The organism is Proteus sp. PR00224 (assembly GCF_016238105.1).
Taxonomy (GTDB): domain Bacteria; phylum Pseudomonadota; class Gammaproteobacteria; order Enterobacterales; family Enterobacteriaceae; genus Proteus.
In genome coordinates, this window is the sequence record NZ_JAEHQU010000001.1 from 461,638 (window position 1) to 480,571 (window position 18,934).

General features: G+C 37.6%; 15 protein-coding genes, 1 tRNA gene and 1 pseudogene. 9 read left to right on the forward strand and 8 right to left on the reverse strand.

Translation table 11 applies throughout. The annotated features are described in order from the left end of the window. Positions 1 to 106: 106 nt before the first annotated feature. Positions 107 to 194: transfer RNA gene (locus JEP71_RS02150), tRNA-Ser, on the forward strand. 579 nt (positions 195 to 773) lie between these two features. Continuing rightward, a complete protein-coding gene (gene dauA / locus JEP71_RS02155) occupies positions 774 to 2,474 on the forward strand; it encodes a C4-dicarboxylic acid transporter DauA (protein WP_196532601.1) in 1,701 nt (566 codons plus the stop codon). Positions 2,475 to 2,560: 86 nt separating this feature from the next. On the opposite strand, the pseudogene JEP71_RS02160 reads toward dauA, so the two are convergent. From JEP71_RS02160 to hemA, 6 genes and pseudogenes are all read right to left on the reverse strand, one after another. Beyond that, positions 2,561 to 3,486, reverse strand: a pseudogene (locus JEP71_RS02160) (TIGR01212 family radical SAM protein). An 8-nt stretch (positions 3,487 to 3,494) separates the two neighbouring features. Continuing rightward, positions 3,495 to 4,349: a 3-deoxy-8-phosphooctulonate synthase gene (gene kdsA / locus JEP71_RS02165; protein WP_198625680.1), complete on the reverse strand. Its 855-nt coding sequence runs from the start codon at positions 4,347 to 4,349 to the stop codon at positions 3,495 to 3,497. Between the two features lie 57 nt (positions 4,350 to 4,406). Beyond that, complete coding sequence (sirB1, locus tag JEP71_RS02170) at positions 4,407 to 5,216, reverse strand: invasion regulator SirB1 (protein ID WP_198625761.1); 810 nt, start codon at positions 5,214 to 5,216, stop codon at positions 4,407 to 4,409. After that, entirely contained in the window at positions 5,200 to 6,048 is an 849-nt protein-coding gene (prmC, locus tag JEP71_RS02175; protein WP_198625681.1) for a peptide chain release factor N(5)-glutamine methyltransferase, read from the reverse strand. Before prmC ends, sirB1 begins: the two co-directional genes overlap by 17 nt. Beyond that, positions 6,048 to 7,130, reverse strand: a complete 1,083-nt coding sequence (gene prfA / locus JEP71_RS02180) for a peptide chain release factor 1 (protein WP_109372211.1) — start codon at positions 7,128 to 7,130, stop codon at positions 6,048 to 6,050. Before prfA ends, prmC begins: the two co-directional genes overlap by 1 nt. A gap of 28 nt (positions 7,131 to 7,158) precedes the next feature. Continuing rightward, positions 7,159 to 8,421, reverse strand: coding sequence for a glutamyl-tRNA reductase (gene hemA / locus JEP71_RS02185; protein ID WP_109372210.1), 1,263 nt, complete (start codon positions 8,419 to 8,421; stop codon positions 7,159 to 7,161). A 240-nt stretch (positions 8,422 to 8,661) separates the two neighbouring features. Between hemA and lolB the strand changes: the two genes are divergently transcribed. The 3 genes from lolB (at position 8,662) to prs (ending at position 11,207) form a co-directional block, all read left to right on the forward strand. Continuing rightward, complete coding sequence (lolB, locus tag JEP71_RS02190) at positions 8,662 to 9,300, forward strand: lipoprotein insertase outer membrane protein LolB (protein WP_109372209.1); 639 nt, start codon at positions 8,662 to 8,664, stop codon at positions 9,298 to 9,300. Further along, entirely contained in the window at positions 9,297 to 10,172 is an 876-nt protein-coding gene (ispE, locus tag JEP71_RS02195; RefSeq protein WP_198625682.1) for a 4-(cytidine 5'-diphospho)-2-C-methyl-D-erythritol kinase, read from the forward strand. Before lolB ends, ispE begins: the two co-directional genes overlap by 4 nt. 87 nt (positions 10,173 to 10,259) lie before the next feature. Continuing rightward, a complete protein-coding gene (gene prs / locus JEP71_RS02200; RefSeq protein WP_036912921.1) occupies positions 10,260 to 11,207 on the forward strand; it encodes a ribose-phosphate diphosphokinase in 948 nt (315 codons plus the stop codon). 238 nt (positions 11,208 to 11,445) lie between these two features. On the opposite strand, the gene ychH is transcribed toward prs, so the two are convergent. After that, positions 11,446 to 11,724, reverse strand: coding sequence for a stress-induced protein YchH (gene ychH, locus JEP71_RS02205; protein ID WP_072068239.1), 279 nt, complete (start codon positions 11,722 to 11,724; stop codon positions 11,446 to 11,448). A 344-nt stretch (positions 11,725 to 12,068) separates the two neighbouring features. Here ychH and pth point away from each other — a divergent pair, with 344 nt between their 5' ends. Both pth and ychF read left to right on the forward strand, forming a co-directional pair. Then, positions 12,069 to 12,653: an aminoacyl-tRNA hydrolase gene (pth, locus tag JEP71_RS02210; protein WP_198619972.1), complete on the forward strand. Its 585-nt coding sequence runs from the start codon at positions 12,069 to 12,071 to the stop codon at positions 12,651 to 12,653. A gap of 188 nt (positions 12,654 to 12,841) precedes the next feature. Further along, positions 12,842 to 13,933, forward strand: a complete 1,092-nt coding sequence (ychF, locus tag JEP71_RS02215; RefSeq protein WP_023582042.1) for a redox-regulated ATPase YchF — start codon at positions 12,842 to 12,844, stop codon at positions 13,931 to 13,933. A gap of 94 nt (positions 13,934 to 14,027) precedes the next feature. On the opposite strand, the gene JEP71_RS02220 is transcribed toward ychF, so the two are convergent. Then, positions 14,028 to 15,845 carry a pentapeptide repeat-containing protein gene (locus JEP71_RS02220; RefSeq protein ID WP_198625683.1) on the reverse strand — a complete coding sequence of 606 codons (1,818 nt, stop codon included), beginning with the start codon at positions 15,843 to 15,845 and terminating at the stop codon, positions 14,028 to 14,030. Positions 15,846 to 16,116: 271 nt separating this feature from the next. Here JEP71_RS02220 and budA point away from each other — a divergent pair, with 271 nt between their 5' ends. Beyond that, on the forward strand, positions 16,117 to 16,944 hold the full coding sequence (budA, locus tag JEP71_RS02225) for an acetolactate decarboxylase (RefSeq protein WP_198625684.1): 828 nt from the start codon (positions 16,117 to 16,119) through the stop codon (positions 16,942 to 16,944). A 66-nt stretch (positions 16,945 to 17,010) separates the two neighbouring features. Further along, positions 17,011 to 18,690 (forward strand): acetolactate synthase AlsS, encoded by a 1,680-nt coding sequence (gene alsS, locus JEP71_RS02230; protein WP_198625685.1) that lies wholly within the window; start codon positions 17,011 to 17,013, stop codon positions 18,688 to 18,690. Positions 18,691 to 18,934: the final 244 nt, after the last annotated feature.

Below are 18,934 nucleotides of genomic sequence, written 5' to 3' on the forward strand. Positions count from 1 at the left end.
TAGAAAAGTTAAAGGAAAAATGCATTTAGCTGTTGACGCTTATGCTCCTTTTCCCTATAGTAGCGCCCCGTTGAGAGATGTTAAGTACATATCCAACAAACAATACGGTGAGATGTCCGAGAGGCTGAAGGAGCACGCCTGGAAAGTGTGTATACGGCAACGTATCGAGGGTTCGAATCCCTCTCTCACCGCCATATTCTAAGATAGAGCCTAGTTTTTTAGCTAGGCTCTATTTTTTTGTTCTAAAAACATACACTTTTAGTCTCGTTTTTCTTCACTGAGTTATTTATATCCATCACTCTTCTTTTTTTGATTAGATTATGGTTAGTATACAAAGCATTTTTTATTTTACTTTTTTGCTTAATCGTTTTATTTAATAATTCCTTATCACTTAATAATCTCTGATAATTAATTTTAATGAATCAAAACAACTTATCTAGTTGTTATTTATGTCTATCCGATTTTTATGACATAAAAAGGTTTTTATTATCCTATCTATAAACGACATTTATTCTAAAATAAAACGCTTTTTATAGTTTTAAAATAAATTTAAACTTTATTTTCAAGCAAGCAACAGAATAAATACAATAAGATACATTACATTATCTATTTATGTTAACTTATTAGTTTAATTGATTTTATTTCTACTAAGCCTTAAGATATGCATTAATAATTTGATGTATCACATTATTATCAGCGAATAAAAGCGATATCCTCTCTTTTCCTTATCGCCGTTATTCGGCATCTGACTTCTTATTTTGGTTTAATCCTAAATGAAAACTCATAAAGTTAACCGGGTTCGCCCCTTTAGTGCATTTATTGATGCATGTGTAAAAGAGCCTTACTCTTTTGCGCGTTTATTAAAAGATATTATTGCAGGGATCACCGTCGGAATTATCGCGATACCTTTAGCCATGGCTCTGGCAATTGGTAGCGGTGTTCCTCCGCAATACGGTCTTTATACCGCAGCTATTGCCGGTATAGTTATTGCTGTTTCTGGTGGCTCACGATACAGCGTTTCAGGCCCTACTGCCGCATTTGTTGTGATCCTTTATCCTGTATCACAACAATTTGGTTTAAGTGGCTTATTGATTGCTACGCTTATGTCTGGCGTGATCTTAGTGGTTATGGGATTAGCTCGTTTTGGTAAGCTTATCGAGTATATTCCTGTTTCTGTAACACTTGGATTTACCTCAGGGATTGCTATTACAATTGCCACGATGCAAGTAAAAGACTTTTTTGGTCTTGAATTAGCACATGTGCCAGAAACCTATATAGATAAAGTTATTGCTTTAGGCTCTGCATTACCGACTATTCATATTGGTGATACGCTTATTGGTCTGACAACTCTGTTTGTTTTAATTTATTGGCCTAAGCTGAATTTACGTTTACCTGGGCACCTACCTGCTTTAATCGCAGGTACTGCGGTAATGGGTATTGTGAATATGTTCGGTCATGACGTTGCAACAATTGGCTCGCAATTTAGCTATATGCTTCCTAATGGTACAACAGGGCAAGGTATTCCACCTATTTTGCCCCAATTTGTTTTACCTTGGAATTTACCAAGCTCAGGTTCATCACTTGAATTAAATTGGAGCACTGTCTCTGCTTTATTACCCGCAGCCTTTTCAATGGCAATGTTAGGTGCAATTGAATCGTTATTATGTGCGGTTGTACTTGATGGCATGACAGGCAAAAAACATCACTCTAATGGTGAATTAGTGGGACAAGGGATTGGTAATATTGTCGCACCTTTCTTTGGTGGTATTACAGCGACTGCCGCTATTGCTCGTTCAGCAGCTAACGTGCGTGCGGGCGCAACATCGCCAGTTTCTGCTATTGTTCACTCGTTGTTGGTGTTGCTAACTTTACTTGTATTAGCTCCTTTTCTTTCTTATTTACCTTTAGCCGCAATGTCAGCATTGCTGTTAATTGTTGCATGGAATATGAGCGAAGCACGTAAAGTTATTGATCTTATTCGACATGCCCCTAAAGACGATATTATTGTCTTAGTATTATGCTTATCGCTCACCGTTCTCTTTGACATGGTGATTGCAATTACTATCGGTATTGTGTTGGCGTCACTGTTATTTATGCGTCGTATTGCCAATATGACCAAAATAACTGAATCCCCTTATACTGATGATGATAAGCAGTTATTAGTTGTGCGTGTTAATGGTCCATTATTCTTTGCCGCCGCTGAACGTATCTTTAATGAGTTACGTGAACGTAGTAAAGGTTATAAAACCGTTATTATGCAATGGGATGCTGTTCCTGTATTAGATGCAGGGGGATTACATGCGTTCCAGCATTTCGTTACTGATGTAAAACACGATACCCATGTGATTGTGTGTGATATACCTTTCCAGCCATTAAAGACACTGGCTAGAGCAAGAGTCACGCCAATTGAAGGTACACTGAATTTTTATCCTTCATTGCAAAAAGCATTGGATGATCTGGAATTAATTCAGTAGTTGTTTATATTTTTAAGATAAAAAATTAACGCCTTTAATCAATATTAAATAAAGATTAAGGGCGTTTTTAATTATGAGTAATTCACTTAATAAGGAATAAATGCTTTACCTATTCCACTTCCTTGCACACCTTTTTTTAATAAATCTTGATAAAGTGCATTCATACCCAACCAATGGTTTTCACACCACTCTGGGGCTAATAAAGTGGGTTTTCTGGCACTGGCACATACGCGGTGATAAATAATCTCAGGAGGAGTATGGCGGATCATCTCACCCGCGGTATAAACATATTGTTCTTGTGTTAATGCGTTTATTCGCCCCGCTTTCCACGCTTTAGCTATCGTACTGCCTTCGACAATATGTAAAGGATGCAATTTAAGCCCATCAGTACCTGTCTCAACCACACGCTCTAATGTTTGCATATTAAGCAGATGATCTTCTCGTGGCAGTCCAACAATAAGATGTGTGCATACTTTTAAACCACGACGGCGAGCTTCGCGAGTCGTCGCTTGATAACATTGAAAATCATGTCCACGATTAATATGCTTTAATGTTTTATCATGAGCCGTTTGTAAACCGAGTTCTAACCATACTTCATAGCCTTTATCACGATAACCTTGTAATAAATCTAATACGCTAACAGGAACACAATCTGGTCGAGTTCCCACACATAACCCCACCATATCTGCTTGTAATAATGCGGTTTCATATAAGGTACGTAAGTATTCTACTTCGGCATAAGTACTGGTATAGGCTTGAAAATAAGCAAGATAACGGTGTGCGCGGTTAATATTTTTAGCTTGTAATGCAATTTGTTCTTCAATGGAGAGTGATATTGCGTTTGCTCATCAGCAAAAGAAGAGACATTACAAAAAGTACAGCCACCTCGCCCCAATGTGCCATCTCGATTAGGACAGTTGAAACCGCCATGAAGGGTGATTTTATGAATTTTTTCGTGATAACGGCGCTGAAGATCAGCGCCGAACATATTAACAACCGTATGAAGTTGCATAATGCATTTTATTTGCTGGTATCTAGCTCTGGGAAACTTTTTACCACTTCATCAATCGCTTTAATTTGCGCTAGGAAAGGCTCTAATTTAGCCAGTGGTAACGCTGATGGGCCATCACAACGAGCATTATCTGGATCTGGATGAGCTTCAAGGAATAGACCTGCAAGACCAACCGCCATACCTGCACGAGCTAGTTCTGCAACTTGTGCACGGCGTCCACCTGATGCTGCACCAAATGGGTCACGGCATTGCAGTGAATGTGTTACGTCAAAAATAACGGGTGCGCCTTGAGAAGCCTGCATCATAACGTGGAAACCTAACATATCAACTACTAAGTTATCGTAGCCAAAGTTACTGCCGCGATCACATAGAATAACTTGGTCGTTGCCGCCTTCTTTAAATTTATCGACGATATTCCCCATTTGACCAGGGCTTACAAACTGAGGTTTTTTCACGTTAATCACAGCACCCGTTTTTGCCATCGCTTCAACAAGATCAGTTTGACGAGCTAAAAATGCAGGTAATTGAATAACATCGACAACTTCTGATACAGGCTGAGCTTGTGCCACTTCATGAACGTCAGTAATAATTTTAACGCCAAAAGTTTCTTTTAACTCTTGGAAAATTTTCATCCCTTCTTCTAAGCCCGGACCACGGTAAGAGTGGATTGAAGAACGGTTTGCTTTATCAAAAGAGGCTTTGAATACATAAGGAATATTCAGTTTTTGAGTGACAGTGACGTAATGCTCACAAATACGCATGGCTAAATCGCGCGATTCTAATACATTCATGCCACCAAAAAGCACAAATGGCAGGTCGTTTGCTACCTTGATATCACCAATATTCACCACTTTATGTTGCATATTTATCCCTATACTGTTTGTAATGTACTGTGTTAATTAAGTACGTTTCTTAAATTTTTAATGGAGAACAATAGGATTTTGTTCTATCGAATGAATTTGGATTTTGATCATCTCTGAAATAGGATCTTCAGGGCATTGCTCAACAAAATAGTTTAGGTCAGATATTGCCACATGGTTGCACTCTAACTGAGCAAAAATAAGTCCGCGATCACGTATTTCGTAAGGATCTTCAGGATCAAACATTAATACCGTTTCACTGGCTTTTAATGCTTGCTCCATATTCTTTTCTTCCATTAAAGAAACTTTCAATGTATCCAAAAGTTTACGAATAATAGAACTGTATTCTGATTCTTCTAAATCTGCCTCTAATAGTACAGAAGAGCTACCTACATTCCCTTTTAACCAAACTTCTAAGGTATGTTGCGATAGATATTCACCATTTATTGGGTTTAAAAATAGCGGTTGTTCATTAGGAATATCTATTCTGATAATAAGTTGTGTAGGAAAGATAACTGGTACTAACGGTAAATTTAACGCTTGTGCGATATAAATAAGAATCGAACCCAGTGAAACAGGAGAGCCTACATGAGTCGCTAATACTTTATCTAACCATAAAGTATCAGAAAGGCAATATTTGCCACTTGCACCACTAAAGTGCCACTGCTTATAAAACAGTTTTAGCAGTGCTTCTATCTGCTCTTTAGTATTTCCTTGTTGAGGAATTTCAGCTTCTGCTTGTTCAACTAACTGCTCCAGTTGATAACCAACAGAAGTGGTTGGAAAATCAGGTCGAATAGCCTGAGAGATAAGGATCATGCCCTTAACTAAAGGGGCTTTATTAAATTCGTAATCAGCTATGGTTTCTATCATAATTCCAACGACCTACTGTCACTCGCTCATTACCGCCATAATCACGGAAAGTTTCCACACAGCAGTAACCCTTATCAATAAAAATATTGCGTACACCTTCGCCTTGTTGCCAACCGTGTTCCAGTAATACCCATCCATTATCAGTTAAAAACTGTCGAGCAGTTTCAATGATAATTTCGATATCAGCAAACCCATTTTTGCCAGCAACTAATGCAGTTAAAGGTTCAAAACGAACATCCCCTTGATGAATATGCTCATCATTTTCATCTATGTAAGGAGGATTACTGATTATCATACCAAATTGATACCCAGAGAGTGAACTAAACCAACAACTTTCCATAAATTCTGTGTTGGTTAATGCTAAATTGGTCGCATTCTCTTGTGCTAATGCCACGGCTTCAGTTTGAAAATCCACACCAATAATATGACAATCTGGGCGCTCAGATGCCATTGCGAGCGCAATAGCACCTGTTCCTGTTCCTAAATCAAGAATTTTTGTTGGTTCCAATGGGAGTTTTTCTAACGCTTTTTCAACAAGACATTCGGTATCAGGACGGGGGATTAATGTTGCGGGTGACACTTTTAACGGCAATGACCAAAACTCTCTTTCACCCACTAAATACGCGATGGGCTCACCTTTAATGCGTCGAGCAAGTAATTGTGACAATTGCGCTAACTCGTCTGACGAAAGTACCGTTTCATTAAAGGCAATTAAATAAGTACGGGTACGTTGTGTTACGTACCCAAGTAAAATCTCAGCATCGCGTTTAGGGCTGTCACTTTCAATTAATTGCAAGGCTGCTTCACGCAACCATTGTTCATAATTCATTAATTCAACTCAGAAAGTGCAGAAAGCTGATCCGCTTGATATTCGGTCACGATAGGCTGAATTAATGGATCTAACTTTCCTTCCATCACTTCATCTAAGCGATAAAATGTGAGGTTGATACGGTGATCAGTTACACGACCTTGCGGGAAGTTGTACGTTCTGATTCGGTCAGAACGGTCACCAGAACCCAATAAGTTACGACGTTCAGAAGCTTCTGCTTCTTGGCGTTTTTGCATTTCAGCCGCACGAATACGTGCACCTAATACAGACATCGCTTTAGCTTTATTTTTGTGCTGTGAACGTTCATCCTGACATTCCACCACAATTCCTGTTGGAATATGCGTAATACGGATAGCAGAATCAGTGGTGTTAACGTGCTGACCACCCGCCCCTGAAGAACGGAATGTATCTATACGTAAGTCACTTGGACTGATTTCAGGTAATTCAGCTTCTGGCACTTCAGCTAATACGGCAACCGTACAAGCAGAAGTATGAATACGGCCTTGAGATTCTGTTTCTGGTACACGTTGAACACGGTGACCGCCTGATTCAAATTTCAATACACCATAAGCGCCATCACCCACGACTTTTGCAATAACTTCTTTATAGCCACCATGCTCACCTTCGTTAGCATTCATGACTTCAATACGCCAGCGACGTGATTCTGCATAACGGCTATACATACGGAATAAATCACCCGCAAATAATGCAGCTTCATCGCCGCCTGTTCCTGCACGAATTTCAAGGAAACAGTTAAATTCATCATCAGGATCTTTAGGTAACAACAGTACTTGTAACTGTTGTTCTAAATCATCATTTAATGCTCGCGCTTCTTTCAGCTCTTCTTGTGCCATCTCTTTCATTTCAGGATCATCAAGCATCATTTCTGCTGCTTCGATGTCGTCTTGCACTTGTCGCCATTGGCTAAAACAAGCCGTGACGTCAGTTAATTGAGAGTATTCTTTTGAAAGCGCACGAAAACGCTCCTGAGAGGCAATAACATCAGCTTCTGACAGAAGTGCCTGAATTTCTTCATAACGCTCTTGTAGAGCTTCCAACTTAGCGACAATAGAAGGCTTCATTCGTAGATTAAGATCCTGTTAGACAAAGTTAATTATGGGTAATACCCAAACTTTCACGTAATAGATTCAGGCGTTCAATATCACCATCACTGGCAGCCTGTTGAAGAGATTTTGTTGGTGTGTGAATAAGGCGATTCATCAATTGATGAGAGAGCTGTTGGATAACTTTTTCTGCATCCGCTCCGTTTTGTATCAATGTGATAGCTTTTTCTGTCATTTCTGCACGTAACATTTCAGCGCTGTCTCGATATTCTCGAATCGCACCCACGGCACCTTGTGCCCGTAGCCAATCCATAAATTGCCCACTTTCTTGCTGGACAATATGTTCTGCTTGAATTGCTGCTGCTTGGCGTTGTTCTCGGTTATGTTGAATAATCGCTTCTAAATCATCAACGCTATAAAGATAAACGTTATTTAGCTTTTCAACATCTTGTTCAATATCACGAGGAACTGCAATATCCACCAGCAACATTGGCTGATTACGACGTTTTTTAAGCGCCCTTTCAACCATTCCTTTACCAATAATGGGTAATGGGCTTGCCGTAGAACTAATGACAATATCCGCTTGTGAAAGACATTCATCAATCTCTGATAATGTAATCACTTCGGCATCAACTTCATTAGCTAAACGTTGAGCACGCTCTTTTGTTCGATTCGCAATGATGATTTTTTTGACTTGATGTTCACGCAGATGACGAGCGACTAACTCTATTGTCTCGCCAGCGCCCACTAACAAAATAGTCAAAGAAGATAACGATTCAAAGATTTGACGCGCTAGCGTACAAGCTGCAAAAGCGACAGAAACCGCATTGGCACCGATTTGTGTCTCTGTTCTCACTCTTTTCGCAACTGAAAAAGATTTCTGAAACAAACGTTCCAGCTCTGAAGAGAGCGAGTGATAGCTTTGAGAATCGGCAAAGGCTTTTTTAACTTGCCCTAATATTTGAGGTTCACCTAATACTAGAGAATCTAAGCCACTTGCCACTCGCATTAAATGGCTGACAGCTTGATTATCTTGATGCCAATAAACACTGCTTTTCAGTTCATTTGGCTCTATTTGGTGATATTGACATAACCAGCGAATAAGCTGTTCATGACTATTTTCTTTGTCTTCCATACTAAGATAGAGCTCAGTACGGTTACAAGTAGACAGCACAACACCGCCTCTAACAGCGGGTTGCTGTAAGAGGTTATTTAAGGCATCACCCATGGTATCGGGAGAAAAAGAGACTTTCTCGCGTAAAGCAACGGGGGCTGTTTTATGATTAATACCTAATGCTAATAACGTCATATCAACTATATCGAGTTATGAATAAATACCGCCTCGCGACTTGACTTAGTGTAAACCTAAAACAGCGCATTTAGTATGGACTCTTCATTTCCGACATTCTACTTGATGAACAGATTCAATAAAAGAGCTTACTTGAGTGATAGGAGATTTCTATACACAATTTAACGAAATATCGTTATATCATAAGGTTTATGATACTCTTTTTTTTAACTAATAACGAATTAAAGGAATGTCTCAGCTATGCGTTCACGCTTTTTTTCAACCAAACAACTCCTGCGCCTTATCCCGCTAACGGCGTTGTTGCTGAGTGCCTGTAATCTAAATCAGATAAAGACTCAAGGTTCGGCATCTGATAATGATGTGCAATGGCAAGCTCGCCAACAAGCATTAAAGAAAATTTCACAATACGAAACCCGAGGCGCTTTTGCCTATATTGAAGATACCAATAAAACCTATGCCCGATTCTATTGGCAAGACAAAGCGGATGAGCGTTATCGCTTATTGTTAACCAATCCTTTAGGTACAACAGAACTCGATTTAAATGTTATGCCTGGTGTAATTGAAGTTACTGATAATAAAGGAAAAAAATATTATAGCGATAACCCTGCTGAAATGATCTACCAACTTACAGGAATGGTTATTCCACTGAAAAATCTGCGTGCTTGGCTTGTGGGTTTACCAGGTGATGCAACTGATTTCGAGTTAGATGCTAATCATTTATTAAAATCTGTCACATTACCTGCACCTGAAGGCGATTGGATTGTGACTTACCAAGCTTATGATTCAAGTACCACACCCAACCTGCCACAACGCCTTGAACTAAAACAAGGTGAACGCACTATCAAATTAAAAATGGATAACTGGGATATACAGCAATGACACTAAGTTGGCCTTCTCCTGCCAAATTAAATCTTTTTCTCTACATTACGGGAAAACGCCCTGATGGTTATCACAATCTGCAAACGTTATTTCAGTTTTTAGATTATGGCGATACATTAACCATTACACCTCGTGATGATACCCAGTTAACTATCTTGACGCCGATTGATGGCGTAGAAGATAAAGATAATTTAATTATTAAAGCCGCTAAATTACTGCGTGATTATTGTCAACAACATAATATTTCTTTGCAGTATCACGGTGCAGATATCAGTGTTGATAAAAAACTGCCTATGGGAGGTGGTTTAGGTGGAGGCTCCTCTAACGCGGCAACCACATTAATTGCACTTAATTACCATTGGCAAGCCGGTTTAAGTGATGAAACGTTAGCTGAATTAGGCGTTAGTTTAGGTGCAGACGTCCCTGTTTTTGTAAAAGGTCATGCAGCGTTCGCCGAAGGCGTTGGTGAAATTTTGACCCCCGCAGAGCCAAAAGAGCAATGGTATTTAGTCGCACATCCCGGAATTTCCATTCCAACACCGACAATCTTCACAGATCCAGAATTAAAACGTAATTCTCCTATTCGCTCTCTTGGCGCATTATTAAAGGCTCCGTTTGCAAATGACTGTGAAATGATCGCAAGAAAACGTTTTCGTGAGGTTGAATATCTGCTTTCGTGGCTGTTAGAATATGCACCGTCACGCTTAACTGGGACAGGTGCCTGTGTGTTCGGCGAGTTCGACTCACAAGTTGCCGCCAGTGAAGCGTTAATTAACGCCCCTGAGTGGGTGCATGGATTTGTAGCGCAAGGCGTCAACATTTCTCCTCTGCATTTATTCCGCTCAAGGATACCTGTGTTATTGCACCCGTAAGATGATGTTTACAAACCCTATGTTCATAAACACGTTCTTTACAGGTCAACAATATCTCTCTCTGGACGCAAGCCTGAGGTTTTTCTCGTGCCCGATATGAAGCTTTTTGCTGGTAACGCAACCCCGGAACTGGCTCAACGTGTTGCCAACCGACTCTACACTAGCCTAGGAGACGCGGCTGTAGGTCGTTTTAGCGACGGTGAAGTCAGTGTGCAAATCAACGAAAACGTACGTGGTGGTGATGTATTTATCATTCAATCAACCTGCGCACCTACTAATGATAATTTAATGGAATTAGTGGTCATGGTTGACGCATTACGTCGAGCTTCCGCTGGTCGTATCACTGCTGTTATTCCTTACTTCGGTTATGCCCGTCAGGATCGCCGTGTTCGTTCAGCCCGTGTTCCTATTACGGCAAAAGTTGTTGCGGATTTCTTATCTAGTGTAGGCGTAGATCGTGTTTTAACCTGTGACTTACACGCAGAACAAATCCAAGGGTTCTTTGATGTACCGGTTGACAATGTCTTCGGCAGCCCAATTCTTTTAGAAGATATGCTTCAAAAAGATTTGGACAACCCTATTGTTGTTTCTCCAGATATTGGCGGTGTTGTTCGCGCTCGTGCTATCGCTAAACTTCTGAATGACACTGATATGGCTATCATTGATAAACGTCGCCCTCGCGCTAACGTTTCTCAAGTTATGCACATTATTGGTGACGTTGCTAACCGCGACTGTATCCTTGTTGACGATATGATCGACACAGGCGGTACATTGTGTAAAGCAGCTGAAGCGCTGAAAGAACGTGGTGCTAAACGTGTATTTGCTTACGCGACTCACCCAATCTTCTCTGGTAATGCTGTTGAGAACATCAAAAGCTCTGTTATTGATGAAGTGGTTGTCTGCGATACAATTCCGTTATCAGCAGAAATCAAAGCATTAAATAAAGTCCGCTCATTGACCCTTTCTGGCATGCTGGCTGAAGCAATTCGTCGCATTAGCAATGAAGAGTCAATCTCTGCGATGTTTGAACATTAATTTGTTATAACATTCATTGCAATTTGAGATAACTAAACCCGCTATAGCATTTGTTATAGCGGGTTTTTTGATGTTTTTTTCTAGATTAAGAGAATTTTAGGCAACAAAAAACCCGTTATCATTAAACGGGTCTATAGGTGTGTATTACAACGCATAATGACAACTATTATTCACTTAACATCAGTTTTTAATTTCTTGTTATTTTTATCTATTCTGATATTCATTTGTAATAATAACATTATGGATAACGGTGATTGTCATGACGACGATAACGTTCATCATGGTTACGTAACCACCAATATCTTTCTGCTATTGTTTCTCTACCACCAATACGGGCGCCAGCTAACCAAACTAGAGCACCAATAAAGATCCCCATTAAAGAGATATCCGCTAGAAATTCAGGGAGCCCTAATGGGAAAATATGGCTAAGAAGCGTATAACCAAGACTACCGAGCATCACAACCATCCCCGTAGCCATACATAAATTACCGACTGCAAATGCATGTTTATATTTCATGTTGCACCTCCAAGCGCGTCGTCAGACGATTCAACAACAAAATACATCGAATAACCTTTTATTCTTTGCAGTTATTATAGCCATAAATACTAAGAAGTTATTGTCGAAGGGATCACATCGCTCCGAAATTTATTGACAATTCTTAACAAAAAATGTGTTTTTTTCTTTCAAAAGAATAAAACAGCGCCGATTTTGTTATTTTCGCTCTTTTTGTTAAATCAAAAAATTAACATTTCCTCTGCTTATCATTTCAAAAAACATTCTATGTAATCTATTTTGTGCTTCTGAGCTTAGACAGGTAAACTATGGGCTTTCTTTTAAGACGATAACAGTGAAAGGCTATTGTGAGTAAAATTAAACTTATCGTCGGGTTAGCAAACCCCGGTGCAGATTATGCCCAGACTCGTCATAATGCGGGTGCTTGGTATGTTGATTTATTGGCTCAACGCCATCAACAATCTCTAAAAGAAGAGAGTAAATTCTTTGGTTACACTGCGCGTATTAATTTGAATGGTAATGATGTTCGATTATTAGTGCCTACCACTTTTATGAATTTAAGTGGTAAAGCGGTACAAGCAATGGCAAATTTCTATCGCATTGAGCTTGATGAAATTTTAGTTGCACATGATGAACTCGATTTACCACCCGGTGTTGTCAAAATGAAGCTAGGTGGTGGCAATGGCGGTCATAACGGATTAAAAGATATTCAAAGTAAGTTTGCTAATAATCCGAACTTCTATCGTTTACGCATTGGTATTGGTCACCCTGGTGATAAAAATAAAGTGGTTGGTTTTGTATTAGGCAAACCACCCATGAGTGAACAAAAATTAATTGATGACGCTATTGATGAAGCACTTTCATGCACAGAGATTCTCATGCGTGACGGCTATGAAAAAGCCATAAACCGCTTACATAGTTTTAAAGCTTAATCAGCATTAGTAAGCAAACTCAATTACTTTCAAGTTATTAAGTGGGTAAATCACCCTCTTCTTTTGCGCGATTAATCCCTGATGATTTAATCAATCGGGGATTTGCTCTATAATAGCGCCAAATTTTTTTAACAGCACACAACAGGAACACTCCCTCCTGTTGTTTTTATGTGACAAGGTGAACGTTTATGGGATTTAAATGTGGTATCGTCGGTCTGCCTAACGTAGGGAAATCTACACTGTTTAATGCCTTAACTAAGGCAGGTATTGAGGCAGCCAACTTCCCATTCTGTACTATTGAGCCAAACACAGGTGTTGTTCCAATGCCTGATCCTCGCTTAGATAAATTAGCTGAAATTGTTAAGCCACAGCGTATTTTACCTACAACAATGGAATTCGTTGATATTGCGGGTTTAGTAAAAGGCGCATCTAAAGGCGAAGGTTTAGGTAACCAATTCCTAACTAATATTCGTGAAACTGAAGCGATTGGCCATGTGGTTCGTTGTTTTGAAAACGACAATATCATTCACGTTGCGGGCAAAGTTGATCCTGCTGAAGATATCGAAACTATCAATACTGAACTTGCCCTTTCTGACTTAGATACCTGTGAACGTGCAATGCACCGTAATCAGAAAAAAGCGAAAGGTGGCGATAAAATTGCTAAAGCAGAAATGGAAGTGTTAGAAAAATGCTTACCGCATTTAGAAAACGCGGGCATGTTACGTGCTTTAGATTTAACTGAAGAAGAAAAAGCGACTATTCGTTATTTAAGCTTCTTAACGTTAAAACCAACAATGTATATTGCAAACGTTAATGAAGATGGTTTTGAAAATAACCCTTACCTTGAAACCGTTCGCAAAATCGCAGAAGCAGAAGGCTCTGTGGTTGTTCCTGTTTGTGCTGCGATTGAAGCAGACATTGCTGAATTAGAAGATGCTGAGCGTGAAGAGTTTATGCAAGATTTAGGCATCGAAGAGCCCGGTTTAAACCGTGTTATCCGTGCGGGTTACGCATTACTGAACTTACAAACTTACTTCACTGCGGGCGTTAAAGAAGTACGTGCATGGACAATACCAGTAGGTGCAACTGCGCCACAAGCCGCAGGTAAAATCCACACTGACTTTGAAAAAGGCTTTATTCGCGCTCAAACTATCGCTTATAACGATTTTATCACTTACGGTGGTGAGCAAGGTGCAAAAGAAGCGGGTAAAATGCGTGCAGAAGGTAAAGAGTATATTGTTCAAGACGGCGATGTGATGAACTTCTTGTTTAACGTGTAATTCTCGTTATTACAAAAAATACATTTTCTTAATTAAGCCCCAAAAGTTGATCTCCAGCTTTTGGGGTTTTTTATGCTTTTGCATTAAATAAGTATTATCTCCACTGTGGTGGTATCATCTTATTAAAAATAGAAGCACAGCGCATTTTTCCATATGCACTCATTCGGAAATAAAGACCAGTTGTTTCAGTGGTCTCTTTACCGCTTCCCACTAAATCAGACATAAAATCATAATAATCATAGCCCATTAATTCTGCATTTAATTTATTAGCTTTATCTATTAATGCATAAGCATAAAGTTTCAATACTTGAGGTGACTTATTTCCCAAGCCAAATACATCGTTAGATGCATATTTAACAAATATAATTGCAAGGCACAGTAAGTATTTAGACTTTTCTTTATCCTTTAACCCGTTCAATTCAAAAATGTCACATATTTGTTGATAATGTTTATTTTTGAGTGATGTCATTGAAATATTGGTTTCTGGGATATCTATTAATTCTTTTAAAACCAAATATATTTTAGTTTGCTCTTTCTGATCACGTTCAATTAATTTGTCATTAACCTGAATATGATTACCAATGAAAGCAGAATTGAATCCTTCAGCGTAACTATCAAAATTTGATGCTAGTTTCTTAAATTTCTCACTCAGAGCAAAATCATAATAATTCTCTTTAAAGATCTTAAAATCTTTATTAAATAAAACATAAAGATTGCTTTCGTTAACCTTCTGCAATATTTTATCGTTATAAAGATAAAATGAATTCCACTGTGTATCCGCTTTTTTAAGGTCGGCAAATAGCATTTTATTTAATTCGTTATAGCTTGTCACCATCGTTTTATTTTCATTAATAATAATTATATTATTAGCGTCTTTATTATCCCAATCAACCTTTTCATCATTAACAGTTTTATGCTTTTCATAAAAGGATCTTACCCTTTCTAATTTAAGATATTTATCATATAAAGTTCTAGATTTTTCTTGAATATCTAATTCTTTATGATAAAGAGCGACTGCCATTAAATTAATAAATTTTTTATTATTTTTCAATAGGAAATCATCCTGTTCTTGATCATTAAAAAACTTGGAAATAATATCCAGATATAACGATACGTGCTTTAGTGCTATATGTTTTTCATTATTATTAGTTAGAGTTAATTGATCAAGCAAAGATTTAACAGAATCTCTAATCTCTTTATCTTCCAAATAATATTCTTTTGAAAAAATGTAATCCAGAAATGAGTCAATATGTTGTACATTTACATAATTTTTATCCCAAAAATGCACTGCTTTGATTAATTTCTTGACGAGATTTATTTTAATATCAGAATATTTATCATCAATACTTCTGAGAGTATTAAGTATTGCTTTCTTAGCCGGATCATCAATTATTTTTTCACCTACACACGCTCTATCCATATATTTTATTTTTTTAAATTTTATTTGCGCACCATCAAGCTTGGCATTCGAAAAATCAGCATCATTTGCCTTGATTTTAGTTCCACTCAAATCACTATTTGTAAATTTCGATCCCTCCAAAAAATAACTACTTAAATCAACATTGGAAAGATCATAATTTGAAAAATCCATATTTACTTTAGAGAATTCATAATGAAATTTTTTTAAAGTTTCAAAACCTTTATGCCTAATATCTTTATCTTGATATGTTTTTCTTTGCTCAATTCCAGCTAATTTTCCAAGCAGTTTTTTGTATTTAATGGCTTTATTTATATTAAGTTCTTGATCCTTCTTTTTATAACAGAAATTACACTCAACAGTTGTTAACTTTATATTCAATATCTTTCTTGCGAAAGATAAGTTCTTAAAAGAAGGATGATAATCTGCCAGATCAACAGCGGCTGTAGTATCCTTAGCTAAATGAGCCTTTAGATATGTAAAAACTATATTCATAATAGTAGCCTATATAATTAACTATGTATCGTAAGTGACGATAACAAGCATTTATGATTTCTACTTTAATAAAGTAACCACCATTCAAATAACTTAAAAAAAACCATTCAAATAACTTTATAAAATAATCACCACACACATCTAAAAAATAGTAAATTATCATTAATATTTTAATAACAATAAAAACATTTGAATTTTTTATTCACGAGACTAATAATTAAATTGATAGTCAATTAATGACCATCTTTATCAAATAAGGATCAGTTGCATTATGAATTATAATTTAAGCCATAATATGCGAGATAATAGCGATATAGCCCATAATAAAAATAGTAGTTGTCAATGTAGCCAAGAGATAGTAACCAATCTAAATAATTATATTAATAATCATCCCGAATGTACTATTTATCAGAATTCATTAATGAGCAGCTTAATTGCCGGCGTTTATGATAGTGATGTTACTATTACTGATTTATTAAAACAGGGTGATTTTGGTTTGGGCACCTTTAATCAACTTGATGGTGAATTAGTTGCTTTTGATAACAACGTTTTCCAATTACGTTCTGATGGCAGTGCCCGTAAGGCATTAGACTCTCAAAAATCCCCTTTTGCTGTGATGACCTTTTTTAATTCTGATATTGAACATTCGTTTTCTTACAGCGCCTCACAACAAGAAATACATAATACAATCAATCAGTATGTTCCTTCCGATAATCTTTTTTGTGCAATTAAAATTGAAGGCGAATTTGAATTAGTCAAAACACGTACTGTTCCTCGCCAAGAGCCTCCTTACCTTCCCATGTTAGAGGCAATAAAAAATCAACCTATTTTCACGTTTCATAACGAAACCGGTATTATTGCAGGCTTTCGTTCACCACAATTTACGCAAGGCATGAATGTTGCTGGATTTCATGAACATTATATTAATCAACAACGTCAAGGTGGTGGTCATGTTCTTGATTACTATTTAAAATATGGCACCTTAAAAATCGGTGTTATTTCTCGCCTTACCATCGACTTACCCTGCCAAGCTACGTTTCTGCAAGCTAACTTAATGCCAGACAATCTGCATCAGGCAATAGAAAAAGCTGAAAATTAATCTAGAAGCCTCTTAGCTTTATTACCCGCTTGTATTTTATTCACTTGCAAACTCAAAGAAGGTTATATGAACACTCATCATTGGAAATGTGGTGCAGATTTAGTCGTCAAACAATTAGAGCAACATGGCATCAAACAAGTATTTGGTATTCCAGGTGCAAAAATCGATCGTGTATTCGATTCGCTTGTTGATTCAAATATTGAAACTGTGGTTGTTCGTCATGAAGCGAATGCGGCATTTATGGCTGCGGCAGTCGGACGCTTAACGGGTAAAGCGGGAGTCGCTATCGCTACATCAGGGCCAGGATGTTCTAATCTTGCAACTGGCATCGCAACAGCAACATCTGAAGGTGATCCATTAGTGGCATTAGGCGGTTCAGTAAAATCGGCGGATAGATTAAAATTGGTTCATCAAAGCATGGATACCGTTACCATGTTTAATCCTATCACTAAATTTTGTGCTGAAATTGATTCCTCAAAATCAATCTCTGAAACAATGGTCAATGCGTTTCGTCATGCAGAATCAGGAAGACCTGGCTCTGCTTTCTTAACATTTCCAATGGACATTTTAAATAATGCTGTTGATAGCCCAATATTAGTGCCTAAATCTAAATCTAATCTGGGTGGAGCAAACAATGATGCAATAAAAGAAGCGGTTACCTTATTATTAATGGCAAAAAACCCTGTCATTTTATTAGGTTTGCAGGCGAGTTATCCTGATAATGCATTATCACTGCAAAAACTACTCGATATTTGCCCTCTCCCAATTGTGGGAACTTATCAATCAGCAGGCGCTATCGCTCAACGCCATTTTCCTTTATTTGCTGGTCGCATAGGTTTATTTAATAATCAGCCAGGCGATGAATTACTTTCCCATGCTGATTTAGTCATTACGTTAGGTTATAGTCCAATCGAATATGAACCTTCATTATGGAATCACAACAATGCCAATATTATTCATATTGATGAAATTCCAGCTGAAATAGATCTAGCTTATTGCCCTGATTTAGAATTAACCGGCAATATCAAATTAACTCTTGATAATTTAACTCAGCGTTTCGCTAAACAATCCACATCTCAAATTACACTCTCAAATAACACTCGTCAGGTTTTAGAAAAAATTCGCCAGCAAAGAGAAACGCTGCAACAAAATAGTTATTTTAGGCAAGGTAGTCCTATTCACCCTTTAACCATTATTCATGAGATGCAAGATATTATTGATAACGATGTAACACTGTGTATTGATATGGGGAGTTTTCATATCTGGTTAGCTCGTTATCTTTATAGTTTTAGAGCAAGACAAATGCTGATTTCTAATGGTCAACAAACTATGGGTGTTGCATTGCCGTGGGGAATTGGTGCCTCTTTTGTTCGTCCTTCTGACAAAATTATTTCTGTTTCTGGTGATGGTGGCTTTATGCAATCTTCAATGGAATTAGAAACTGCGGTTCGTTTAAATACAAATATCCTACATATAATCTGGGTGGATAACGCTTATAATATGGTCGAAATGCAAGAAAAGGAAAAATATGGTCGTTATTCTGGCGTGAAATTTGGCGCAATTGATTTTAAACGTTACGCGGAATCCTTCGGAGCTAAAGGGTTTTCTGTTGAATGTGCTTCTCAATTACGTAGCGTTTTACATGAAGCAATGGCTGTTGATGGCCCTGCTGTTCTTGCTATTCCTGTCGATTATAGTGATAACGCTAAATTAATGGAACATATTGATTATAATTTGATTATTTAGTTATCTTACTTAAACGCCCTATTTAGAAAAATAAGGATGAACATTCTCCTTTCATCCTTATGCCCTTCTTTGTTTTTCCATATTTTATTCTTTTGATACAAAACAATTTCATTGTTAATAAAAAGTTATTATCTATTTCCTCTTTCGTTTTTTTTATTAATAATACATTATGCGAGTTTTGTGCATAAAAATGAAAGTAGATAATAAAAATAAACTAAGTCTTATCTTATCTGAAACGGTCATT